A 17,432-nucleotide genomic window follows, 5' to 3' on the forward strand; every position below is an offset into this window, starting at 1 on the left:
CACCCCGCACCGGGCCGATCACCAGGTTGGCGCACGGCGTACTCTCCCACCCGCCCAATTCCATGATCAATGGTGACCGGCGTGGGCCGGCGGTGTCAGGCCAGGTCGAGTGAGCGGGCGGCGGCCAGGGGGTCGTTGGCGATGGTGACCGGAGCGGGCGCCATCGAGATGGCCCACTCCGGGTCCTTCAGGCCGTGGCCCGTGACGGTGCAGACCACCGTCGAACCGGCCGGGACGGTGCCCGCAGCGGCCTGCTGGAGGAGTCCCGCCACACTGGCCGCGCTGCCCAGCTCGACGAAGGCCCCGACCTCCCGGGCGAGCAGCCGGTACGCGGACAGGATCTCCCGGTCGCTGACGGCGGCGATGAGACCGTCGGAGGAGTCCCGGGCATCGAGGGCCTTCGTCCAGCTTGCCGGGTTGCCGATGCGGATGGCGGTGGCGATGGTCGACGGTTCGCGGACCGCCTGGCCGGTGACGATGGGCGCTGCCCCGGCGGCCTGGAAGCCGTACATCTTCGGGGCCTTCGTCACGTGACCGGCGGCCAGCTCCTCCGAGTAGCCCAGCCAGTACGCGGAGACGTTACCGGCGTTGCCGACCGGCAGGCAGTGGATGTCCGGAGCGTCGCCGAGGGCCTCGACGATCTCGAACGCGGCCGTCTTCTGGCCGTGCAGCCGGTCCACGTTCACCGAGTTGACCAAGGCGACCGGATAGTCCTGGGCGAGCTTCGCAGCCAGCGTCAGACAGTCGTCGAAGTTGCCGCTGACCTGGAGCAGCCGGGCCCCGTGCACCAGTGCCTGGGCCAGCTTGCCCAACGCGATCTTACCCTGCGGCACCAGCACCGCACAGGTCAGCCCGGCCCGGGCCGCGTACGCCGCGGCGGAGGCGCTGGTGTTGCCGGTCGACGCGCAGATGATCGCCTTGTTGCCGGCCTCGACTGCCTTGGAGACCGCCAGGGTCATCCCCCGGTCCTTGAAGGAGCCGGTCGGGTTGGCCCCCTCCACCTTGAGCCACACGTCACAGCCGATCCGGGCCGACAGCACCGGCGCGGGCAACAGCGGAGTGTTCCCCTCGTGCAGGGTGACAACGGGTGTGGCCTCGGTGACCGGCAGCCGATCCCGGTACGCGTCGATCAGACCCCGCCACATGTCGCCCTCCTCGCTCACTTCGCGCCCCACCGTGTTCGGGGCCATGTCAAGCCTGGACCAGCCTCCCGGACCGGCCAGCGCCGCGCCCACCGGTAACCACCAGGCGGGACTGGAGTCAGAGACCACCCTCCACCCGGAGCACACTGGCCACCGACCGGACGATGTCCAGCCCGCGCAGCTCCCGGACGGTCGCGGCGAGCGCGGCGTCCGGCGCGACATGGGTGACGATGACCAGGTCGGCGTCCTCGCCCTGGCCGGCCGAGCCGCCGCCGGCCGGCCCCTGCCTCACGGTCGCGATCGAGACGGCGTGCCGGGCGAACACCCCGGCCACTGCCTCCAGGACACCCGGTCGGTCGGCCACGTCGAGGCTGATGTGGTAGCGGGTGAGCGCCTCGCCCATCGGCCGCACCGGCAGGTCGGCGTACGCGGACTCGCTGGCCGCCCGGACCCCGGCGAGCCGGTTGCGGGAAACCGCGACCACGTCGCCGAGCACGGCACTGGCGGTCGGCGCACCGCCCGCACCCCGGCCGTAGAACATCAGCTGCCCGGCCGCGTCGGCCTCGACGAAGACCGCGTTGAAGGCATCGCCGACGCTGGCCAGGGGATGGGTCAGCGGGATCATCGCCGGGTGTACCCGGACGCTGACCGTCTCGCGGCCGGCCGGGTCCACGGCTCGGGCGGCGATGCAGAGAAGCTTGATCGTGCAGCCCATCGCCTTGGCGCTGGCCACGTCCGCGGCGGTGACCTCGGTGATCCCCGCCCGGTACACGTCGGCCGCGCCGACCCGGGTGTGGAACGCCAGCGAGGCCAGGATGGCCGCCTTGGCCGCCGCGTCGAAGCCCTCCACGTCGGCGGTCGGGTCGGCCTCGGCGTACCCCAGCTCGGTCGCCTCCTCGAGCGCCTCGGCGAAGCCCGCACCGGTGGCGTCCATCGCGGAGAGGATGAAGTTCGTGGTGCCGTTGACGATGCCGGTCACCCGGGTTATCCGGTCACCGTGCAGCGACTCGCGCAGCGGCCGCAGCAACGGGATCGCCCCGGCCACGGACGCCTCGTAGTAGAGGTCGCCGCCGCCCTCGGCGGCCGCGTCGTGCAGCGCGCCGCCGTCCTCGGCGAGCAGCGCCTTGTTCGCCGTGACCACGCTCTTACCGGCCCGTAGCGCCTCCACCAGCCAGCTCCGGGCCGGCTCGATGCCGCCGACCACCTCGACCACCACGTCGACGTCGTCGCGTTTGATCAGAGCAAGCGGGTCGGTGGTGAACAGCGCCGGGTCGACTGGCAGGTCACCCCGGTCCCGGCCGATCCGGCGGACGGCGATGCCGGCGATCTCCAGCGGCGCACCGATCCGGGCGGCGAGGTCGGCGGACTGCTCGTGCAGCAGCCGGAGCACCTCGCCTCCGACCGTGCCGCAGCCGAGCAGCGCCAAGCGCACAGGTGACGTCATCCCACATCCAAAGCGAGCAGGTCCTCTTCGGTCTCCCGCCGAACGATCAGGCGTGCCTGGCCATCCCGCACCGCCACCACCGGCGGGCGCGGCACGTGGTTGTAGTTGCTGGCCATGCTCCGGCAGTACGCACCTGTACCGGGCACCGCCACGAGATCTCCGGGCCGCACGTCGGCCGGCAGGAACTCATCCTTCACCACGATGTCCCCGGACTCACAATGCTTTCCCACCACGCGGGCGAGCATCGGCTCGGCCACGCTCGCCCGGGAGGCCACCGTCGCCGAGTACGACGCGTCGTACAGCGCCGTGCGGATGTTGTCGCTCATCCCGCCGTCGACGCTGACGTACGTCCGGATGCCGTCCACGTCCTTCACCGTGCCCACCTCGTAGAGGGTGAACACGGCCGGCCCGACGATCGCCCGGCCCGGTTCGACGGACAGGTGCGGCACGGCCAGCCGCTCGGCCGCGCACTCCGTGTCGACGATCTTCCGCAGCCGCTTCGCCAGGTCGGCCGGCGTGGCCGGGTCGTCCTGCGTGGTGTATGCGATGCCGAAGCCGCCACCCAGGTCCAGCTCGGGCAGCTCCACCCCGCGCGCGTCGCGGATCTGCGACTGTAGGGCCAGCACCCGACGGGCGGACACCTCGAAGCCGCTGGCGTCGAAGATCTGCGACCCGATGTGCGAGTGCAGTCCACGCAGCTCCAGCACACCCTCGTCAAGGATCTTGAAGGCGGCCGCCGCGGCGGCGCCGCCGGCGAGGGAGAAACCGAACTTCTGGTCCTCGTGGGCGGTGGCGATGAACTCGTGGGTGTGCGCCTCGACGCCGACGGTGACCCGGACCAGGACCCTGGGCCGGACGCCGCGCTGTCGGGCCAGCGCGGTGAGTCGGTCGATCTCCTGGAACGAGTCGACGATGATCCGGCCCACCCCGGCGTCCAGCGCCCGGGTCAGCTCCACCGCCGACTTGTTGTTGCCGTGGAAGCCGATCCGCTCCGGCGGCATCCCCGCCGACAACGCCGTGGCCAGCTCCCCGCCGGTGCAGACGTCGAGGTGCAGGCCCTCCTCGGCGATCATCCGGACCACGGCACGGCAGAGGAACGCCTTGCCGGCGTAGTAGACGTCCTCGGTCGGGAACGCGGCCCGGAAGTCGCGGCAGCGCGAGCGCAGGTCGTCCTCGTCCAGCACGTACACCGGGGTGCCGAACTCGGCGGCCACGGCGCGGACCGGCCGGCCGGCGACGGCGAGCGCGCCGTCGGCCGCGCGTGCGACGTTACGCGGCCACAACGCCGACACCAGGACGTTGACGTCGGCGGGGGTACGCAGCCAGGCCGGCCCTCGGCTGCCGATGTCGCCGTGCAGGGCACCGGCCTCGTGAGCGCGCACGAGGGCTACATCCTCTCCGGGGCGGAGACGCCGAGCAGGTGCAGCCCGTTGGCGATGACCACCCGGGTCGCGTCGTTCAGCCAGAGCCGGGCGCGGTGCAGGTCGGTGACCTCCTCGTCGCCCTGCGGCAGGATCCGGCAGTTGTCGTAGAACCGGTGGTACGCCTGCGCGACGCTCTCCTCCAGGTAGCGGGCCACCCGGTGCGGCTCCCGCAGCTCGGCGGAGGTGGCCACCACGGCGGGGAACTCGGCGAGCGCCTTGAGCAGCTCGTTCTCCTTCTCGTGGCCGAGCAGCTCCGGGCGGAAGGCCCCGCCGTCGCCCCGGGTCAGCCCGACCTCGCCGGCGTTGCGGGCCACGCCGGCGGTCCGCGCCGCCACGTACTGCACGTAGTAGACCGGGTTGTCGTTCTTGGCCCGCGTCCACAGCTCCACGTCGATGTCGATCGGCGAGTCAGCCGAGTACCGGGCCAGCGCGTACCGGGCGGCGTCGACGCCGATCGCGTCGACCAGGTCCTCCAGGGTGACCACGGTGCCGGCCCGCTTGCTCATCCGCACCGGGGCACCGTCGCGGACCAGGTTGACCAACTGGCCGATGAGGATCTCCAGATTGCGCTCCGGGTCGTCACCGAAGCACGCGGCCATCGCCTTCATCCGGCCGAGGTAGCCGTGGTGGTCGGCGCCGAGCATGATGACCACCCGCTCGAAGCCGCGCTCCCGCTTGTCCAGGTAGTACGCGCAGTCGGCGGCGAAGTACGTCCACTCGCCGTTGGACTTGCGCAGCACCCGGTCCTTGTCGTCACCGAAGTCGGTGGTGCGCAGCCAGGTGGCGCCGTCGGCCTCGAAGGTGTGGCCGTGCTGCTGCAGCCGCTGCAGGGCGTGCTCCAGCTCGCCCCGGTCGTGCAGGTCCTTCTCGTTGAAGTACGTGTCGAACTCCACGCCGAAGTCGCGCAGCGACGACTTGATCTCGGCGAACATCAGCTCGACACCCTCGACCCGGAACACCTCCTGAGCGGCGGCCTCGTCCAGGGACGTCACGTCCGGCCGCCGGGCCTTCACCTGCTCGGCGATCTCGGTGAGATACGCCCCGGCGTAGCCGTCCTCGGGAGCGGGCGCCCCCTCCGCGGCGGCGAGCAGCGAGCGGGCGAACCGGTCGATCTGCGAGCCGGCGTCGTTGAAGTAGTACTCGGTGCCGACGTCGGCGCCGGTGGCGCGTAACAGCCGGCTCAACGCGTCGCCGACCGCCGCCCACCGGACACCACCGATGTGCACCGGGCCGGTCGGGTTGGCCGAGACGAACTCGAGGTTGATCTTCTGACCGGAGAGCCGGTCGCTGCGGCCGTACTCCGCACCGGTTTCGACGATCGCGCGGGCGAGCTGGCCGGCGGCGGCGGCGTCGAGCCGGATGTTCAGGAAGCCGGGGCCGGCGATCTCCACCGACTTGATCCCCGGCGCCCGGCCGAGCTGCTCGGCCAGGGCGGCGGCCAGCTCCCGCGGCGGAACGCCCACCTTCTTGCTGAGCTGGAGCGCCAGCGTCGAGGCGTAGTCGCCGTGCTCGGGGTTTCGGGGTCGCTCCACCGCCGTCCGCCCGGGAAGGGCGGCGCGGTCCAGGCCCCGCGCGGTGAAGACGGCGTGGGCTGCGGTGAGGACGACCTCGGCGAGTTCTGCGGGAGTCACCGATCCATGTTATCGGGGGTAGACTCGGTCCCCGCGGCGGCGACCCAGCTTGTGAACCCGGCCCGCCAGATCCCCTACCGACCGACCTGACGAGGCACGATGAGCATCAGCACCCCGGGCGGCCCGGAGCGCCGCCCGACCGTGACCAGCACCGGCAAGAAGCCGGCGGCGGGCCGGCCGGCCGGCGGCAGGGCCGGGTCCGGCAAGCCGGCGGGCACCCCGCGCGCGGGCGGCGGCAAGGGCCCCCGTAAGCCGGTCACCCCGGTGAAGGTCAGCCAGGGCCGCAGCTGGGGCCCGATCGCGTTGTTCGTCAGCGTCGGCGTGCTGGCCGTCGCGATCATCGCTTACGGCGGTTGGGCGACCTTCCAGGGCTCCAAGCCGTGGGACGAGCGGGCGAACGCGATCGACGGCCTCGTCAACTTCCGCGAGAAGGACCCGGAACTGGTCAAGGGCGGCAACCACAAGCCAGGCTCGATCACCTATTCGGTGCTTCCGCCGGTGGCTGGCCCGCACAACGGCGTCTGGCAGAACTGCATGGGTGACGTGTACGACGCCCCCATCGCCAACGAGCACGCGGTGCACAGCCTGGAGCACGGCGCGGTCTGGATCACCTACCGGCCCGACCTGCCCGCCGACCAGGTCGAGAAGCTGGCGGAACGGGTGCGCGGCAACGAGAAGATGTTCCTCAGCCCGTTCGAGAAGCTGGACAAGCCGATCTCGATGCAGGCATGGGGTTACCAGCTCAAGGTCGACAGCGCCGACGACGGCCGGATCGACGAGTTCATCAAGACGCTGAAGGTGAACGCGTCCATCGAAGGCCCGACCGCGCTGTGCAACCAGGGGGTGACCGCCACCGGCACCACCCCACGCGACCTCGGCGACCAGATGTCGCCTCAGTAAGGACGGATCATGACCACATCCGTGACGCTGGACGAAACCCCGGCCGCCGAGTCCGGCGACCGGCGTTCCACCCGCCGGGTCGCGTTCCTCGTGCTGGTCTCCGCCGTCGTGGCGAGCCTCCTGCTCGGGTACGCGGGTGGCCTGCTCACGCCACGCTTGACCCGGCCCGGGGATGCCTCCGCGGAGGCCGGCTTCGCTCGGGACATGACCACCCACCACGCGCAGGCGGTGGAGATGGGGCTGATCGCGTTCCAGCGCGGCAGTGACCTGGAGGTACGCAGCATCGGCAGCGACATCGCCCTCTCCCAGCAGGGCGATATCGGTGCCATGCAGACGTGGCTGCGCTCCTGGGAACTGGATCCGACTGGCTCCCAGCCCCGGATGGCGTGGGTCCCCGAGGGCACCGAGATGGTCCGCGACGGTCTGATGCCGGGTATGGCCACCCCCGAACAGATGGCACAGCTACGCGCCGCACAGGGCACGGACCTGGACGTTCTCTTCCTGGAACTGATGATCACACACCACATCGGTGGCATCCACATGGTGGACGCGCTGCTGGACGCCAGCGATGAGCCCGAGGTGGTGAACGCTGCGCAGATCATGAAGAACACGCAGCAGACCGACCTGGTCAATCTCCAGAACGCGCTCAAGCGCCTCCGGGGCTGATCCGGCCGCCGCGCCCTCCCTGCCGAAGTCCCGCACTCCGCGCCGGGGTGCGGGACTTTCGCTGCGCGCCCCCGCAACGGCCTGGGCGCCGTCGCGTGCACACGCCACTGGTCGGGGTTAGGCGATCACACGGCTTTCAGGTGCACTTGTCCGGTTCGGGTACTGTGCCTCGTGCGACCGAATCAATCACTAAGAGAAGTTTCTCCCCACATATCGTGACCAGTTGCGATTCGGGCTCGTTGCGCAGGGCGTGGGGGTTGCACTGAGAGACGCACGGCGCTCCGTCACCAGTTGGTGCCGGCGCCACACCATCGGCGGTGACGGGGCGGTGGCGGCCGTCCGTCGCGGACAGCGGCAGGGCGAGCCGGGAACGCTCAGTCGCGAACAGGAACTCGAACTCATCGACACGCTGCGGAGCAGCTACCCCGACACGTTCGGCTTGGACGAACAGCTCTGGACGCGACAGAGCCTGCACACTCTCATCCAGCGCCGGATCGGGCTACCGATGGACACCGGGGCGGTCGGCGCCTACCTGCGCGCCTGGGGGTTGGGCCCGCGAGAGCCCCGCGAACGGGCCTGCGGGCTCTGCGTCGGCGCGGTCGAACGGTGGGTACGCACCGAGTACCCGGCCATCACCCATGCCGCGCAGGAACATCTCGCCGAGGTGTACTGGATCGGGCGGATCCGCCTGCGCGGGACCATGCCGGCGGCCGACGTGATCTCCGCTGTCTCGTCCCGGGGTCGGGTCCGCTTCATGATCACCACGCCGTCGGTGGACCCACCGCTACCGCGGGACTTCGTGCTCCGACTCAGCGGCGAGGAGCGCCGCACCGTACACCTGATCGTGGACGGGTCCTGGCCCCGCAACGAGTGGCCGCGCCGACTCCCCCGCCGCATCGTGCTGCACCCGCTGCCGAGCTGCGGTCGCGCCGTCGCCGCCTGACAACCCCGGCCCACGATCCCACCCACGGCAAGCGGGTCCCGCCCGGCGGCGCCGGTACGCGCCGCGCGCCTGGATCAACGGCTGGACGGGCCGCGGAACGGGTTCCGGCGAGACGGATTCGATCTTCCGATACCGATTCGGCGGTCACGGCCGGCGTTTGCTAGTCTTCTCCAGTCGCTGAGCCCCCGTAGCTCAGGGGATAGAGCACCGCCCTCCGGAGGCGGGAGCGCAGGTTCGAATCCTGCCGGGGGCACCAGAGCCGACCAGCACCAAGAGGACCCCTGACCAGGCGAAACCCGGTCAGGGGTCTTCAGCATTTGTCCGGCCGTCAGTGGCCGATAGCGGGTGTCTGTGCCGAAGCCGATAGCGGGTGTCTGTGCCGAATACGTGCCGAAGTTCGGCGCAGCCTCACCCGTGGCCTAGCGCCTTCTCGATGCGCTGCCTGAGAGCCGCGTCACCGGATCGTCTGCCCGCCGGTCCTGGCCCACTCGCCGCCGTACCTGTCGCTGCCAGGGCTGAGCCGGCCGCCGCTCAGCCGATCCAGCGTCACCGTTTCGCGAGCGAGCTCGAAACTGGTCGACGGGCAAAGACGATCAAGCTCATCACCGCCAACGAGGCCGTGATGCCCGCCGAGACCAGAACAACCGCAGCCATGCTGTCGGTAAAGGCGTCCCGGGCAGCGGCGATCAAGATCACTCCCGCCTGTTCCGGCAACTGTTCGGCCAGTTCGATGCCGGCGGCCAGGGTTTCCCGTGCCCCAGTCATCGCCTCCACCGGCACCCCGGCAGGCGGCGCCTCCGGCAACTGGTCGCGGTAGACCACGGTCCCGAGGGTGCCCAGGGTGGCGATGCCCGACGACAGTCCCAGCTCGCTACTTGTCTCCGACGCCGCCGACGCCGCTCCGGCCTTCTCCGGCGGGGCGGAACCGACCACCAGGTCGGTTCCGAGCGACATGATCGGGCCCAACCCCACGTGAACGACTGTCAGCGCCACGAGCAGGAGCGGAAGGCCATCTCGGCTCGGCACCCGGGTGACCATCAGGTACCCGACCACCGTGACGATCAGGGCGAAGCCGATCACCCGACCCGGATGGATCCGGTGCGCCAGCAAGGGTGCGGTCAGAGCGCTGACCATGAGCACCGCGGACGGTACGAGCAGCCAGAGCCCGACCGCCAGTGGCGACAGGCCGACCACCAACTGCAGGTACTGCGCGATGAACAGGTTGGCGCCACCCATCGCGGCCAGCGCGAACAGCAACACCGTCAGCGCCACCGAGAATTCGCGGCGGGTGAACAGGCTCAGGTCCAGCATCGGCGATTCCAGGGCCCGCTGGCGGCGTACGAACACCACCCCGCACACGGCCCCGGCCAGCAGGGAGATCAGAGGTACCAGGGCAACGCCGTGCGCGGCGAGCGCCTTGATGCCGTACACCAGGGTCATGATGGCGGTCACTGACAGGACGACGCTGAGCGCGTCCACCCGTCCGGAGCGCGGCCCCGATGCCGCCGGCAGGAGGATCGGCCCGGCGATCAGCAGGAGCGCCATGACCGGTACACCGAGCAGGAACACGGAGCCCCACCAGAACCGGTCGAGCATGAGGCCACCGACCACGGGCCCGACCGTGACGCCACCGGAGAAGCATGCCGCCCACACACCGATGGCGACTTGGCGTTGCCGCTGCACCCGGAAGATGTCACTGATCAGCCCCAGGGTGCAGGGCATCAGGGTCGCGCCAGCGATACCCAGCAGGGCACGGGCCAAGATCAGTGTCGCCGGCGTCGTCGCGTAGGCCGCCACCACCGAGGTGAGGCCGAAGGCCGCCGCACCGATCAGCAGGAGCCGACGGCGTCCGATGCGGTCACCGATCGCACCCATCGGAATGAGGAAGGCAGCGATCATGAAACCGTACACATCGGTGGTCCACAGCAGCTCGGTAGCACTCGGCCGCAGCTCCGCGGTGAGCTGAGGCAGCGCGAGATAGAGCATGGAGACGTCGATGGAGAGCAGCAGGGTCGGCAACGCCAGCACCGCGAGGGCCACCCAGGAGCGTCGGTTGGCGGGCGCGACCGACTCCTCCGGTACGTGCGGGGTCATGATGCGTCCTTTCTCAGCATCGGAAGGTCGTTCAGAACTTGGTCGGCGTTCATGGGCGTCGGGCGCTCCACCACACGCCGCCCGACGTCGCCCGCCGCATCGGTCACCAGGATCATGGTCTCCTCAAGGGAACTCTCGTGATTTCGACGGGGCCGACGGTAGAACCTCAACATTTGTTGAAGTCAACGTCGGGTAGGCCACGCGCCGCACGACATACCTCTCGACCGGCACGGGTCCGGTCTGACCATCGGCCGTGCCGCGCCGCCACTGGCTGCGGCTGGAAGTCGGAAGTGCCGCCTCGGCCCTTGGGGCACGGCTTGTTACTGGAGAATGGTCGGTGGCCGTAAGGCCCGGGAGCGCAAGGAGGCACGGTGGCGCACCAGCCGGACAGCGATGCGCCCACGCCGATCGGGGACGGGACGGCAGCCTGCCCGGATGGCCTGGTCGGGCCCGATCCGGAGAGGGCCTGCACGGTCCGCGAGGTGCTCGACCGGGTGGGCGGCAAGTGGAGCATCGGCATCCTGGTGGCCGCTTCCCAGGGTCCGGTCCGCTTCACCGAGTTGGAGCGCGGCGTGCAGGGGATCAGCCGGCGGATGCTCACGCTGACGCTCCGCAACCTGGAACGGGACGGCCTGCTGCGACGCAGGGTGTATCCGACGGTCCCGCCGAAGGTCGAGTACACGGCCACCCCGATCGCTCTGGAACTGTACGAGTCGCTGGTCGCGCTCACCGACTGGGCCGAGCGGCACCGGGGCGCGGTCGCCGCCGCCCGGACCGCGTACGACCGTCGCCACGGCGGTGTGACGAATACCACCGATCCGACCTGACCGATCGGTCAGCACTTGACCGATCGGTCAGGCATGCTGGTCGGGGAGGTGGGATCGACATGGCACGGGCAGTGGCGGAGACGCGCGCCGAGATCCTCACGGCCGCGGTGCGACGCTTCACGCTCACCGGTTATCGGGGCACGTCGTTGCAGGACATCGCCCGGGAGGTGGGCTGCTCCAAGGCGGCGGTGCTCTACCACTTCGCCAGCAAGGAAGCCATCCTCACCGAGCTGATAGCTCCGGCGGTCGCGGTCTGCCGGGCGTTGGAGGAGCGCATCGTCGCCGCCGAGACGCCGGCCGACACGCGGCGGGTCGCGGCGGAGGGCTTCGTCGACCTGGCTGTCCGGTTCCGCCGGGAGATCGCCCTTCTCCGGGGCGAGTTCCCGGAGCTGCTGCGACAGCCGGCGTTCGCGCACCTCCAGCGGGTACCCGAGCTGCTCCTCGACGCGCTCGTCGGGCGGTCCGACCACCAATCCGCCCGGATCGCCGCGCTGGTGGTGATCGCCGGCATCGCGGAGGCATGCGGGGAGTTCATCGACATACCCGACGGGGAGCTACGTCCGGCGCTACTGGCGCTGGTCTGCCGGGCGCTCGGGCCCATCGAGTAACCGATCAACCGACAACGGAGGATACCGATTCCATGGCGACCCTGCTCTATCGGCTCGGCCGGGGCTCGATGCGCCGACGACGACTCGTCGCCGCGCTCTGGCTCGTCGTTCTCGTCGGCCTCGGCCTGGCGGCCGCGACCCTGCACGGGGCCACATCGAGTAACTTCAGCATGCCGGGCACCGAGTCGCAGCAAGCCCGGGAACTGCTCACCGAGCAGTTCCCCGAGGCAAGCGGTGCTACCGGCACCATCGCGGTGAAGGCGCCGCAACCCGGCCAGCTCGGCACCCCATCCGGTCAGGCGGTGGTGAAGGAGCTGACCCAGGAGGCCACGGCGCTACCCGGCGTGGTCGGTGCCGTCGACCCGTTCCAGACCGGCGCCGTCTCCCCCGACGGCCAGTACGCGCTGATCCAGGTTCAGTTCGCCGAAGGCGCGGACAAGGTGACCGAGGAGCAGCGGGACGCCTACGAGAAGGTGGGCACGGGCACGGGCGCCGAGGCGCAGGGCTGGCAGGTGGCCCCCGGCGGCGAGGTGCTCAACGCCGAGCCGGAGGGTGGCGGGACCGAGGCGCTCGGTGTCGCGGTCGCCCTGGTCGTGCTGGTGGTGACGTTCGGCTCGCTCGTCGCGGCCGGCATGACCATGCTCAACGCGCTGATCGGCGTCGGCGTCGGCATGGCCGGCCTGTTCGCGCTCAGCGACGTGGTGGAGCTCACCAGCAGCGCGCCGGTCCTCGCCCTGATGCTCGGCCTGGCCGTCGGCATCGACTACTCGCTGTTCATCACCTCTCGCTACCGGCAGAACCTGCTCGAGGGGCTGCCGAGAGACGAGGCGATCGGGCGGGCGGTCGGGACCGCAGGCTCGGCCGTGGTCTTCGCCGGGGCCACGGTCGTCATCGCACTCGCCGGGCTGGCCGTGGTGAACGTTCCGTTCCTCACCGTGATGGGTCTGGCCGCCGCCGGCACCGTCACCGTGGCGGTGCTGGTCGCGATCACCCTCCAACCGGCTCTGCTCGGCTTCGCCGGTTCCCGGGTGATGCCCCGCAAGCTACGCCGAGCCACCAGCGGCGACGCCGCATCCGACGGCAAGAGCCCTGCCGGCGGGAGCACGCCGTCGGAGGACCGGTCCGCGTTCGGCTTCCGCTGGGCAGGTTTCGTGACCCGGTTCCGGCTGCCGGTCATCCTGGTCGGCCTGCTGGGACTCGGGCTGCTCGCCCTACCCGCCCCGGACATGCGCCTGGCCCTGCCGGACGCCGGCACAGCGCCCGTCGGGTCGCCCGCCCGGGAGAACAACGACCTGATCGTCGAGGGCTTCGGCCCCGGCTTCACGGGTCGGCTGGCTGTCGTCGTCGCGGGTGAGTCGCCACAGGCCACCGCCAGCGCCGCGTCCCAGGTCACGGCGCTGGTGCAACGCACCGACAACATCATCGCGGTGGCCCCGCCGCAGCTCAGCCAGGACGGGAAGTCCGCACTGATCGGTGTGGTGCCGAAGACCGGGCCGAACGACCCGGCCACCGAGACCGCGGTGAAGGACATCCGGAACGCGGTCGGCGGCATCCAGGACGCCGACGTTCTGCTCACCGGCGTCACCGCGGTCAGCATCGACGTCTCGGACAAGCTCGCCGACGCGCTTCCGGTCTACCTGTTGCTGGTGGTGGGCCTGTCGGTGGTGCTGCTGATGTTGGTCTTCCGGTCGCTGCTGGTGCCGGTCAAGGCAGCGGTCGGTTTCCTGCTCACCGTCGGAGCGACCTTCGGCATCACCGTGGCCGTGTTCCAGCAGGGGCATTTGGCGGACCTGGTCGGCCTGGACACCCCCGGCCCGCTGATCAGCTTCCTGCCGATCCTGCTGATCGGCATCCTGTTCGGTCTCGCGATGGACTACGAGGTGTTCCTGGTCTCCCGGATGCGGGAGGACTACGTCCACGGCGACACCGCGCAGCAGGCCACCATCAACGGGATGGGCCACGGGGCGCGGGTGGTCACCGCCGCTGCTCTGATCATGATCTCGGTCTTCAGCAGCTTCGTCTTCCGGGACGATCCAGTGATCAAGTCGATGGGCTTCGCGCTCGCGATCGGTGTCGCCATCGACGCCTTCCTCGTCCGGATGACGATCGTGCCGGCGGTCATGTCACTGCTGGGTTCCCGGGCGTGGTGGCTACCACGCTGGTTGAACCGGGCGTTGCCCAACGTCGACGTCGAGGGCGAGGGTCTGCGCGCCCACCTGGCAGAGAAGGAAGCCACCCCGGCGTGAGGTCACCCGAAGGGCCCCGGACACAACAAGGTGTACCGGGGCCCTCCGTGGCAGCCGCTCAGACGCCGGCCGGATAGGTCTCCATCTCACCAAGGGTGGTCCGGGCGGGCAGCGGGTGCAGGGCCGTCGCCTGGTCGCACCAGATGAACGCGTCGTAACGCTCCCCCAGCCGGGTCGGCACGTAGTTGCCCCACGACTCGAACGACGGGTCGTACACCACCCCGATCGCCCGGTGGTCCAGGGTGTCGGTCACCCAGCCCGGCTGGTCGTCCCCGCCGAACACCAGCACCGCCCGCTCCGGCATCAACTCGTGCAGCCGCCGCTCCACCGAGCCCTCCCGGGCCGGCGGCACGATCATCGCCTCCGCCGGTGAGCCCCAGCGCGGCGCGGCGATCACGGTACCCCGATGACTGCCGAACCCGACCAGGACGACCGCGTCGCGACCGTGTCGCTCACGCCCGAGCTGGCCGATGTTGATCATTCCGTCGGCGGCCATGTCGGTCGCCCGACCGTCGCCGACGTGGGTGTTGTGCGCCCAGACAACCCCCCGGGCTCCCGGACCGTACTGGTCCAACAACCGGTCGAGAGTGTCCGCCATGTGGATGTCCCGGACGTTCCACGACTCCGGGCCGCCCGTGACCATCGCCCGGTAGTACCGCTCCGCGCCGGCCACGACCTCCGCGTTCTGCCAGGCCGAGAAGGCGTCAGCGCCGTCCGCCACCGCGTGTTCCCGGGTACGCGCCAGCAGGCGCACCACCTCCTCCTCGCAGCGGGCCGAGACGAACCGGCTGGCCATGCCGTACTCCTCGACCTGCTTGCCGTACGGCTCGAAGCAGCGGTACGCGTCCTGCGCGGCCTCCAGCGACGCCGGGTCCTCCTCGCCCAGGTAGTCGAAGATCGCCTGCATCGACTCCCACAGGCTGTAGACGTCCAACCCGTGAAACCCGGCCCGGGCCGCCTCGGGCCGCTCCAGGTTCCACGCCCGCAGCCACTGGCAGAAGCGCGCCACCTCGGCGTTCGCCCACATCCATGTCGGCCACCGCGCGAACCGCTCGAGCGCGGTCTGCGGCTCACCGTCGCCCCCGGGGCGACGGTGACCGCCCTGTTCACCCGGTCGCAGTCCGGCCAGTCCCCCTCCACCGCCACGAAGGAGAAGCCACACTCCGCGATCAGGCGGCGGGTGAGCTGCTCCCGGAGCCGGTAGTAGTCGTAACTGCCGTGCGTAGCCTCTCCGATCATCACAATCCGGGCGTCCCGGGCACGTTCCAGCAACGGGTCGAAGTCGCTCGGCGTGCCGAGCCGCTGAACCAGCATGGCGGGCGGCTACCCGACCCACCGGTGGGCAAACCGGTGTGCCGCCGCGCGGAGCGGGTAGCCGGCTGCATGACCGTCACCGGGGTGCAGTTGCTGGAGTACCTGGCCGGGCTCGACTACCCGGTCTCCCGCGAGGACCTGGTCCGGTGGGGCCAGGAGAACGGGGTGAGCACGGAGATGCTCCAGATGCTACGGGCACTCTCCGCGGAGAGCTTCGACTCCCCGGACGAGCTCTCCGAGGCGTTGAACCCGCTCGCGTGAGCATGCAAAGAAGGGGGCCGCCGGTGTGCCGTCGTCAGGCGGGAACGTCGACGACGCGGGCCTCGGTGCGCGCCGTTTCGGCCGCCGCGAGGACGGCCACCACCTCGCGGCCGAAGCGCACATCGAGGCGGTGGTCCCGGGTGCCCGACTCGATCTCCTCCAGTAGCTGGTCGATCGCCGCCCCGTACGCGTCCGCCACAGTGCCCTTGCCGAGCGGGGCGGTCTCGATGCCGCTGTCGCCGTAAAAGACGACGTCGCGGGTCACCGCCTCGCCGGGCGCATCCAGGGTCAGCGAAACGGTGCTGGTGGCGCCGCCCTCGTGGGTCAGCAGCAGATGCACCAGGCCGCGCGGACCGCTCATCGCCGCCACCCGGGTGGCCCGACCCAACACCGGCAGGATCAGCGACAGCGCGTGCGGGCCGACGTCCCAGAGCCCGCCGTGTTCGCGCCGCCAGGCCGACGCCCCGTACGGGTTGCCGGGCTGGTAGATCGAGGCGAACAGGGTTGCCCTGGCGTGCTGCCAGCCGCCGTCGGCGGCGGTCGCGGCGAGGAAGGCGGTGACGTTCGGGTGGTACCGCTGGGTGAAGAAGACCAGCGACGCGATGCCCGAGGCCCGGGCCGCGGCGACCACCCGGTCGGCGTCGGCGAGGGTCAGCGCGAGCGGCTTGTCGAGCAGCAGGTGCCGCCCCGCGACGGCGGCCCGGGTCGCGATGTCGGCCTGCACGTCCGGCGGGAGGGCTACCGCCACCGCGTCACATGCGTCGATGAGCGCGTCGGCGTCCTCGAACGCCGGCACCCCGTACCGCTGCGCGAGCGCGGCGGCCTTCGCCGGGTCCCGTCCCCAGACGCCGACGAGCGCGGCGCGGGGATGGGCGTCCACTCCCGCGCCGTGTGTCTCGCCCGCCCAGTGCCCGGTGCCGAACAACCCGAACCGCACCACGAGAAGCTCCCGCCCGTCGTCACGCCACGGCCACCCCGTGGCCCTCTCGATCACGCTAGCCGCCGAACCGGCCGCTTGCCCACGCGACACCGCTACTACGCGGATTAGTAGGGTGTGGCGGTGACCGAACCGCACCCCGGGTGGCCCCGATGATCAACGCGGCGTCGGGCGGGTCCCCGGTGGGCGGCCTGCTCGCCATGGCGGCCATCCTGTTGTCCCTCCTCGTCGCGGCCTGGGCCCTGGTGGCCACGCTGCGGCACCGCGCACCGGACCGAGTACAGTTCACCGGCCTGGCCGTGCTGGAACTCGTGCTGCTGGCGATGGCGGTGGTGGCGCTGATCGCGCTCGCCGGTGGTGACCGGCCGGGCGAGCCGGGCGCGTTCGCCGGGTACCTGGTCACCCTCGTCTGCCTGCCGCCGCTGGCGGCGGTGCTCGCCCGGATGGAGCCGACCCGCTGGGGGTCGGCGATCGTGTGCGCGGTCTGCCTGGTCGCGCCCGTGGTGGTGGTACGGCTCCAGCAGACCTGGGAGTTGGCCGGTGGCTGAAGCGCCGACCGCCGCGCGGACCCGGACCAACGGCGGCCCGGGCCGGCTGCTGATCGCGGTGTACCTGCTCTTCGCGATCGCCGCGACCAGCCGGGCCGGGCTCCAGATCGCGACGAAGTTCGACCAGGCGCCGGTGGCATACCTACTCTCGGCGCTGGCGGCGGCGATCTACATCGTGGCCGCGGCGGGCCTCGCCCGGGCGGGTGCCGCCGGCCGTTGGGTGGCGCTCGCCTGCTGCACGACGGAGCTGGCCGGTGTGCTGGGCGTTGGTTGGTTCAGCCACACCCGGCCGGAACTGTTCCCCGACGAGACGGTTTGGTCGGAGTTCGGCAGCGGCTACGGTTACATCCCCCTGGTCCTGCCGGTGTTGGGCCTGCTCTGGCTCTGGCGCACCCGCCGCACCGCCACCTGACCCGCCCGGGGCCGGGCGGGTCAGGTGGGCAAGAG

The 17,432-nt window shown here is 71.0% G+C and carries 15 protein-coding genes, 1 tRNA gene and 1 pseudogene; 10 read left to right on the forward strand and 7 right to left on the reverse strand.

The window, feature by feature from the left end:
* Positions 1-95: 95 nt before the first annotated feature.
* From thrC to argS, 4 genes are all read right to left on the reverse strand, one after another.
* Positions 96-1,145, reverse strand: a complete 1,050-nt coding sequence (gene thrC / locus QTQ03_RS13480; RefSeq protein WP_289280808.1) for a threonine synthase — start codon at positions 1,143-1,145, stop codon at positions 96-98.
* A gap of 115 nt (positions 1,146-1,260) precedes the next feature.
* Positions 1,261-2,574 (reverse strand): homoserine dehydrogenase, encoded by a 1,314-nt coding sequence (locus QTQ03_RS13485; protein WP_289280809.1) that lies wholly within the window; start codon positions 2,572-2,574, stop codon positions 1,261-1,263.
* Between the two features lie 8 nt (positions 2,575-2,582).
* A complete protein-coding gene (lysA, locus tag QTQ03_RS13490; protein ID WP_289278330.1) occupies positions 2,583-3,968 on the reverse strand; it encodes a diaminopimelate decarboxylase in 1,386 nt (461 codons plus the stop codon).
* Between the two features lie 5 nt (positions 3,969-3,973).
* Positions 3,974-5,641 (reverse strand): arginine--tRNA ligase, encoded by a 1,668-nt coding sequence (argS, locus tag QTQ03_RS13495; protein WP_289278331.1) that lies wholly within the window; start codon positions 5,639-5,641, stop codon positions 3,974-3,976.
* Between the two features lie 99 nt (positions 5,642-5,740).
* Between argS and QTQ03_RS13500 the strand changes: the two genes are divergently transcribed.
* The 4 genes from QTQ03_RS13500 to QTQ03_RS13515 all read left to right on the forward strand — a co-directional run bounded on the left by QTQ03_RS13500 (position 5,741) and on the right by QTQ03_RS13515 (position 8,406).
* The gene (locus QTQ03_RS13500; RefSeq protein ID WP_289278332.1) at positions 5,741-6,541 is read left to right on the forward strand and encodes a thioredoxin-like domain-containing protein; all 801 of its coding nucleotides are present in this window, start codon (positions 5,741-5,743) and stop codon (positions 6,539-6,541) included.
* A 9-nt stretch (positions 6,542-6,550) separates the two neighbouring features.
* A complete protein-coding gene (locus QTQ03_RS13505; protein ID WP_289278333.1) occupies positions 6,551-7,207 on the forward strand; it encodes a DUF305 domain-containing protein in 657 nt (218 codons plus the stop codon).
* 250 nt (positions 7,208-7,457) lie between these two features.
* Complete coding sequence (locus QTQ03_RS13510) at positions 7,458-8,150, forward strand: winged helix-turn-helix domain-containing protein (RefSeq protein ID WP_289280810.1); 693 nt, start codon at positions 7,458-7,460, stop codon at positions 8,148-8,150.
* Positions 8,151-8,331: 181 nt separating this feature from the next.
* A tRNA-Arg gene (locus QTQ03_RS13515) sits at positions 8,332-8,406 on the forward strand.
* Between the two features lie 290 nt (positions 8,407-8,696).
* On the opposite strand, the gene QTQ03_RS13520 is transcribed toward QTQ03_RS13515, so the two are convergent.
* Positions 8,697-10,244, reverse strand: a complete 1,548-nt coding sequence (locus QTQ03_RS13520) for an MFS transporter (RefSeq protein ID WP_289278334.1) — start codon at positions 10,242-10,244, stop codon at positions 8,697-8,699.
* Between the two features lie 407 nt (positions 10,245-10,651).
* Here QTQ03_RS13520 and QTQ03_RS13525 point away from each other — a divergent pair, with 407 nt between their 5' ends.
* Genes QTQ03_RS13525 through QTQ03_RS13535 form a run of 3 tightly spaced genes read left to right on the forward strand, consistent with a single transcriptional unit; the run spans position 10,652 to position 13,925 of the window.
* Positions 10,652-11,071 (forward strand): winged helix-turn-helix transcriptional regulator, encoded by a 420-nt coding sequence (locus tag QTQ03_RS13525; RefSeq protein WP_289280811.1) that lies wholly within the window; start codon positions 10,652-10,654, stop codon positions 11,069-11,071.
* A 59-nt stretch (positions 11,072-11,130) separates the two neighbouring features.
* On the forward strand, positions 11,131-11,679 hold the full coding sequence (locus QTQ03_RS13530; RefSeq protein WP_289278335.1) for a TetR/AcrR family transcriptional regulator: 549 nt from the start codon (positions 11,131-11,133) through the stop codon (positions 11,677-11,679).
* A gap of 32 nt (positions 11,680-11,711) precedes the next feature.
* Positions 11,712-13,925: an MMPL family transporter gene (locus QTQ03_RS13535; protein ID WP_289278336.1), complete on the forward strand. Its 2,214-nt coding sequence runs from the start codon at positions 11,712-11,714 to the stop codon at positions 13,923-13,925.
* A 58-nt stretch (positions 13,926-13,983) separates the two neighbouring features.
* Here the strand turns inward: QTQ03_RS13535 and QTQ03_RS13540 are convergent.
* Positions 13,984-15,239 (reverse strand): annotated as a pseudogene (locus tag QTQ03_RS13540) (erythromycin esterase family protein).
* Between the two features lie 69 nt (positions 15,240-15,308).
* On the opposite strand from QTQ03_RS13540, the gene QTQ03_RS13545 reads away from it, so the two are divergent.
* Positions 15,309-15,500: a DUF2795 domain-containing protein gene (locus tag QTQ03_RS13545; protein ID WP_289280812.1), complete on the forward strand. Its 192-nt coding sequence runs from the start codon at positions 15,309-15,311 to the stop codon at positions 15,498-15,500.
* A 34-nt stretch (positions 15,501-15,534) separates the two neighbouring features.
* Here the strand turns inward: QTQ03_RS13545 and QTQ03_RS13550 are convergent, their stop codons facing one another.
* A complete protein-coding gene (locus tag QTQ03_RS13550; RefSeq protein ID WP_289280813.1) occupies positions 15,535-16,440 on the reverse strand; it encodes a Gfo/Idh/MocA family protein in 906 nt (301 codons plus the stop codon).
* 149 nt (positions 16,441-16,589) lie between these two features.
* Here QTQ03_RS13550 and QTQ03_RS13555 point away from each other — a divergent pair, with 149 nt between their 5' ends.
* Positions 16,590-16,985: a hypothetical protein gene (locus QTQ03_RS13555; protein ID WP_289278337.1), complete on the forward strand. Its 396-nt coding sequence runs from the start codon at positions 16,590-16,592 to the stop codon at positions 16,983-16,985.
* Positions 16,978-17,397: a hypothetical protein gene (locus QTQ03_RS13560; protein WP_289278338.1), complete on the forward strand. Its 420-nt coding sequence runs from the start codon at positions 16,978-16,980 to the stop codon at positions 17,395-17,397. The genes QTQ03_RS13555 and QTQ03_RS13560 overlap by 8 nt, the downstream gene beginning before the upstream one ends.
* Positions 17,398-17,432 lie beyond the last annotated feature (35 nt).

Origin of the sequence: Micromonospora sp. WMMA1363 (genome assembly GCF_030345795.1) — a bacterium.
Taxonomy (GTDB): domain Bacteria; phylum Actinomycetota; class Actinomycetes; order Mycobacteriales; family Micromonosporaceae; genus Micromonospora.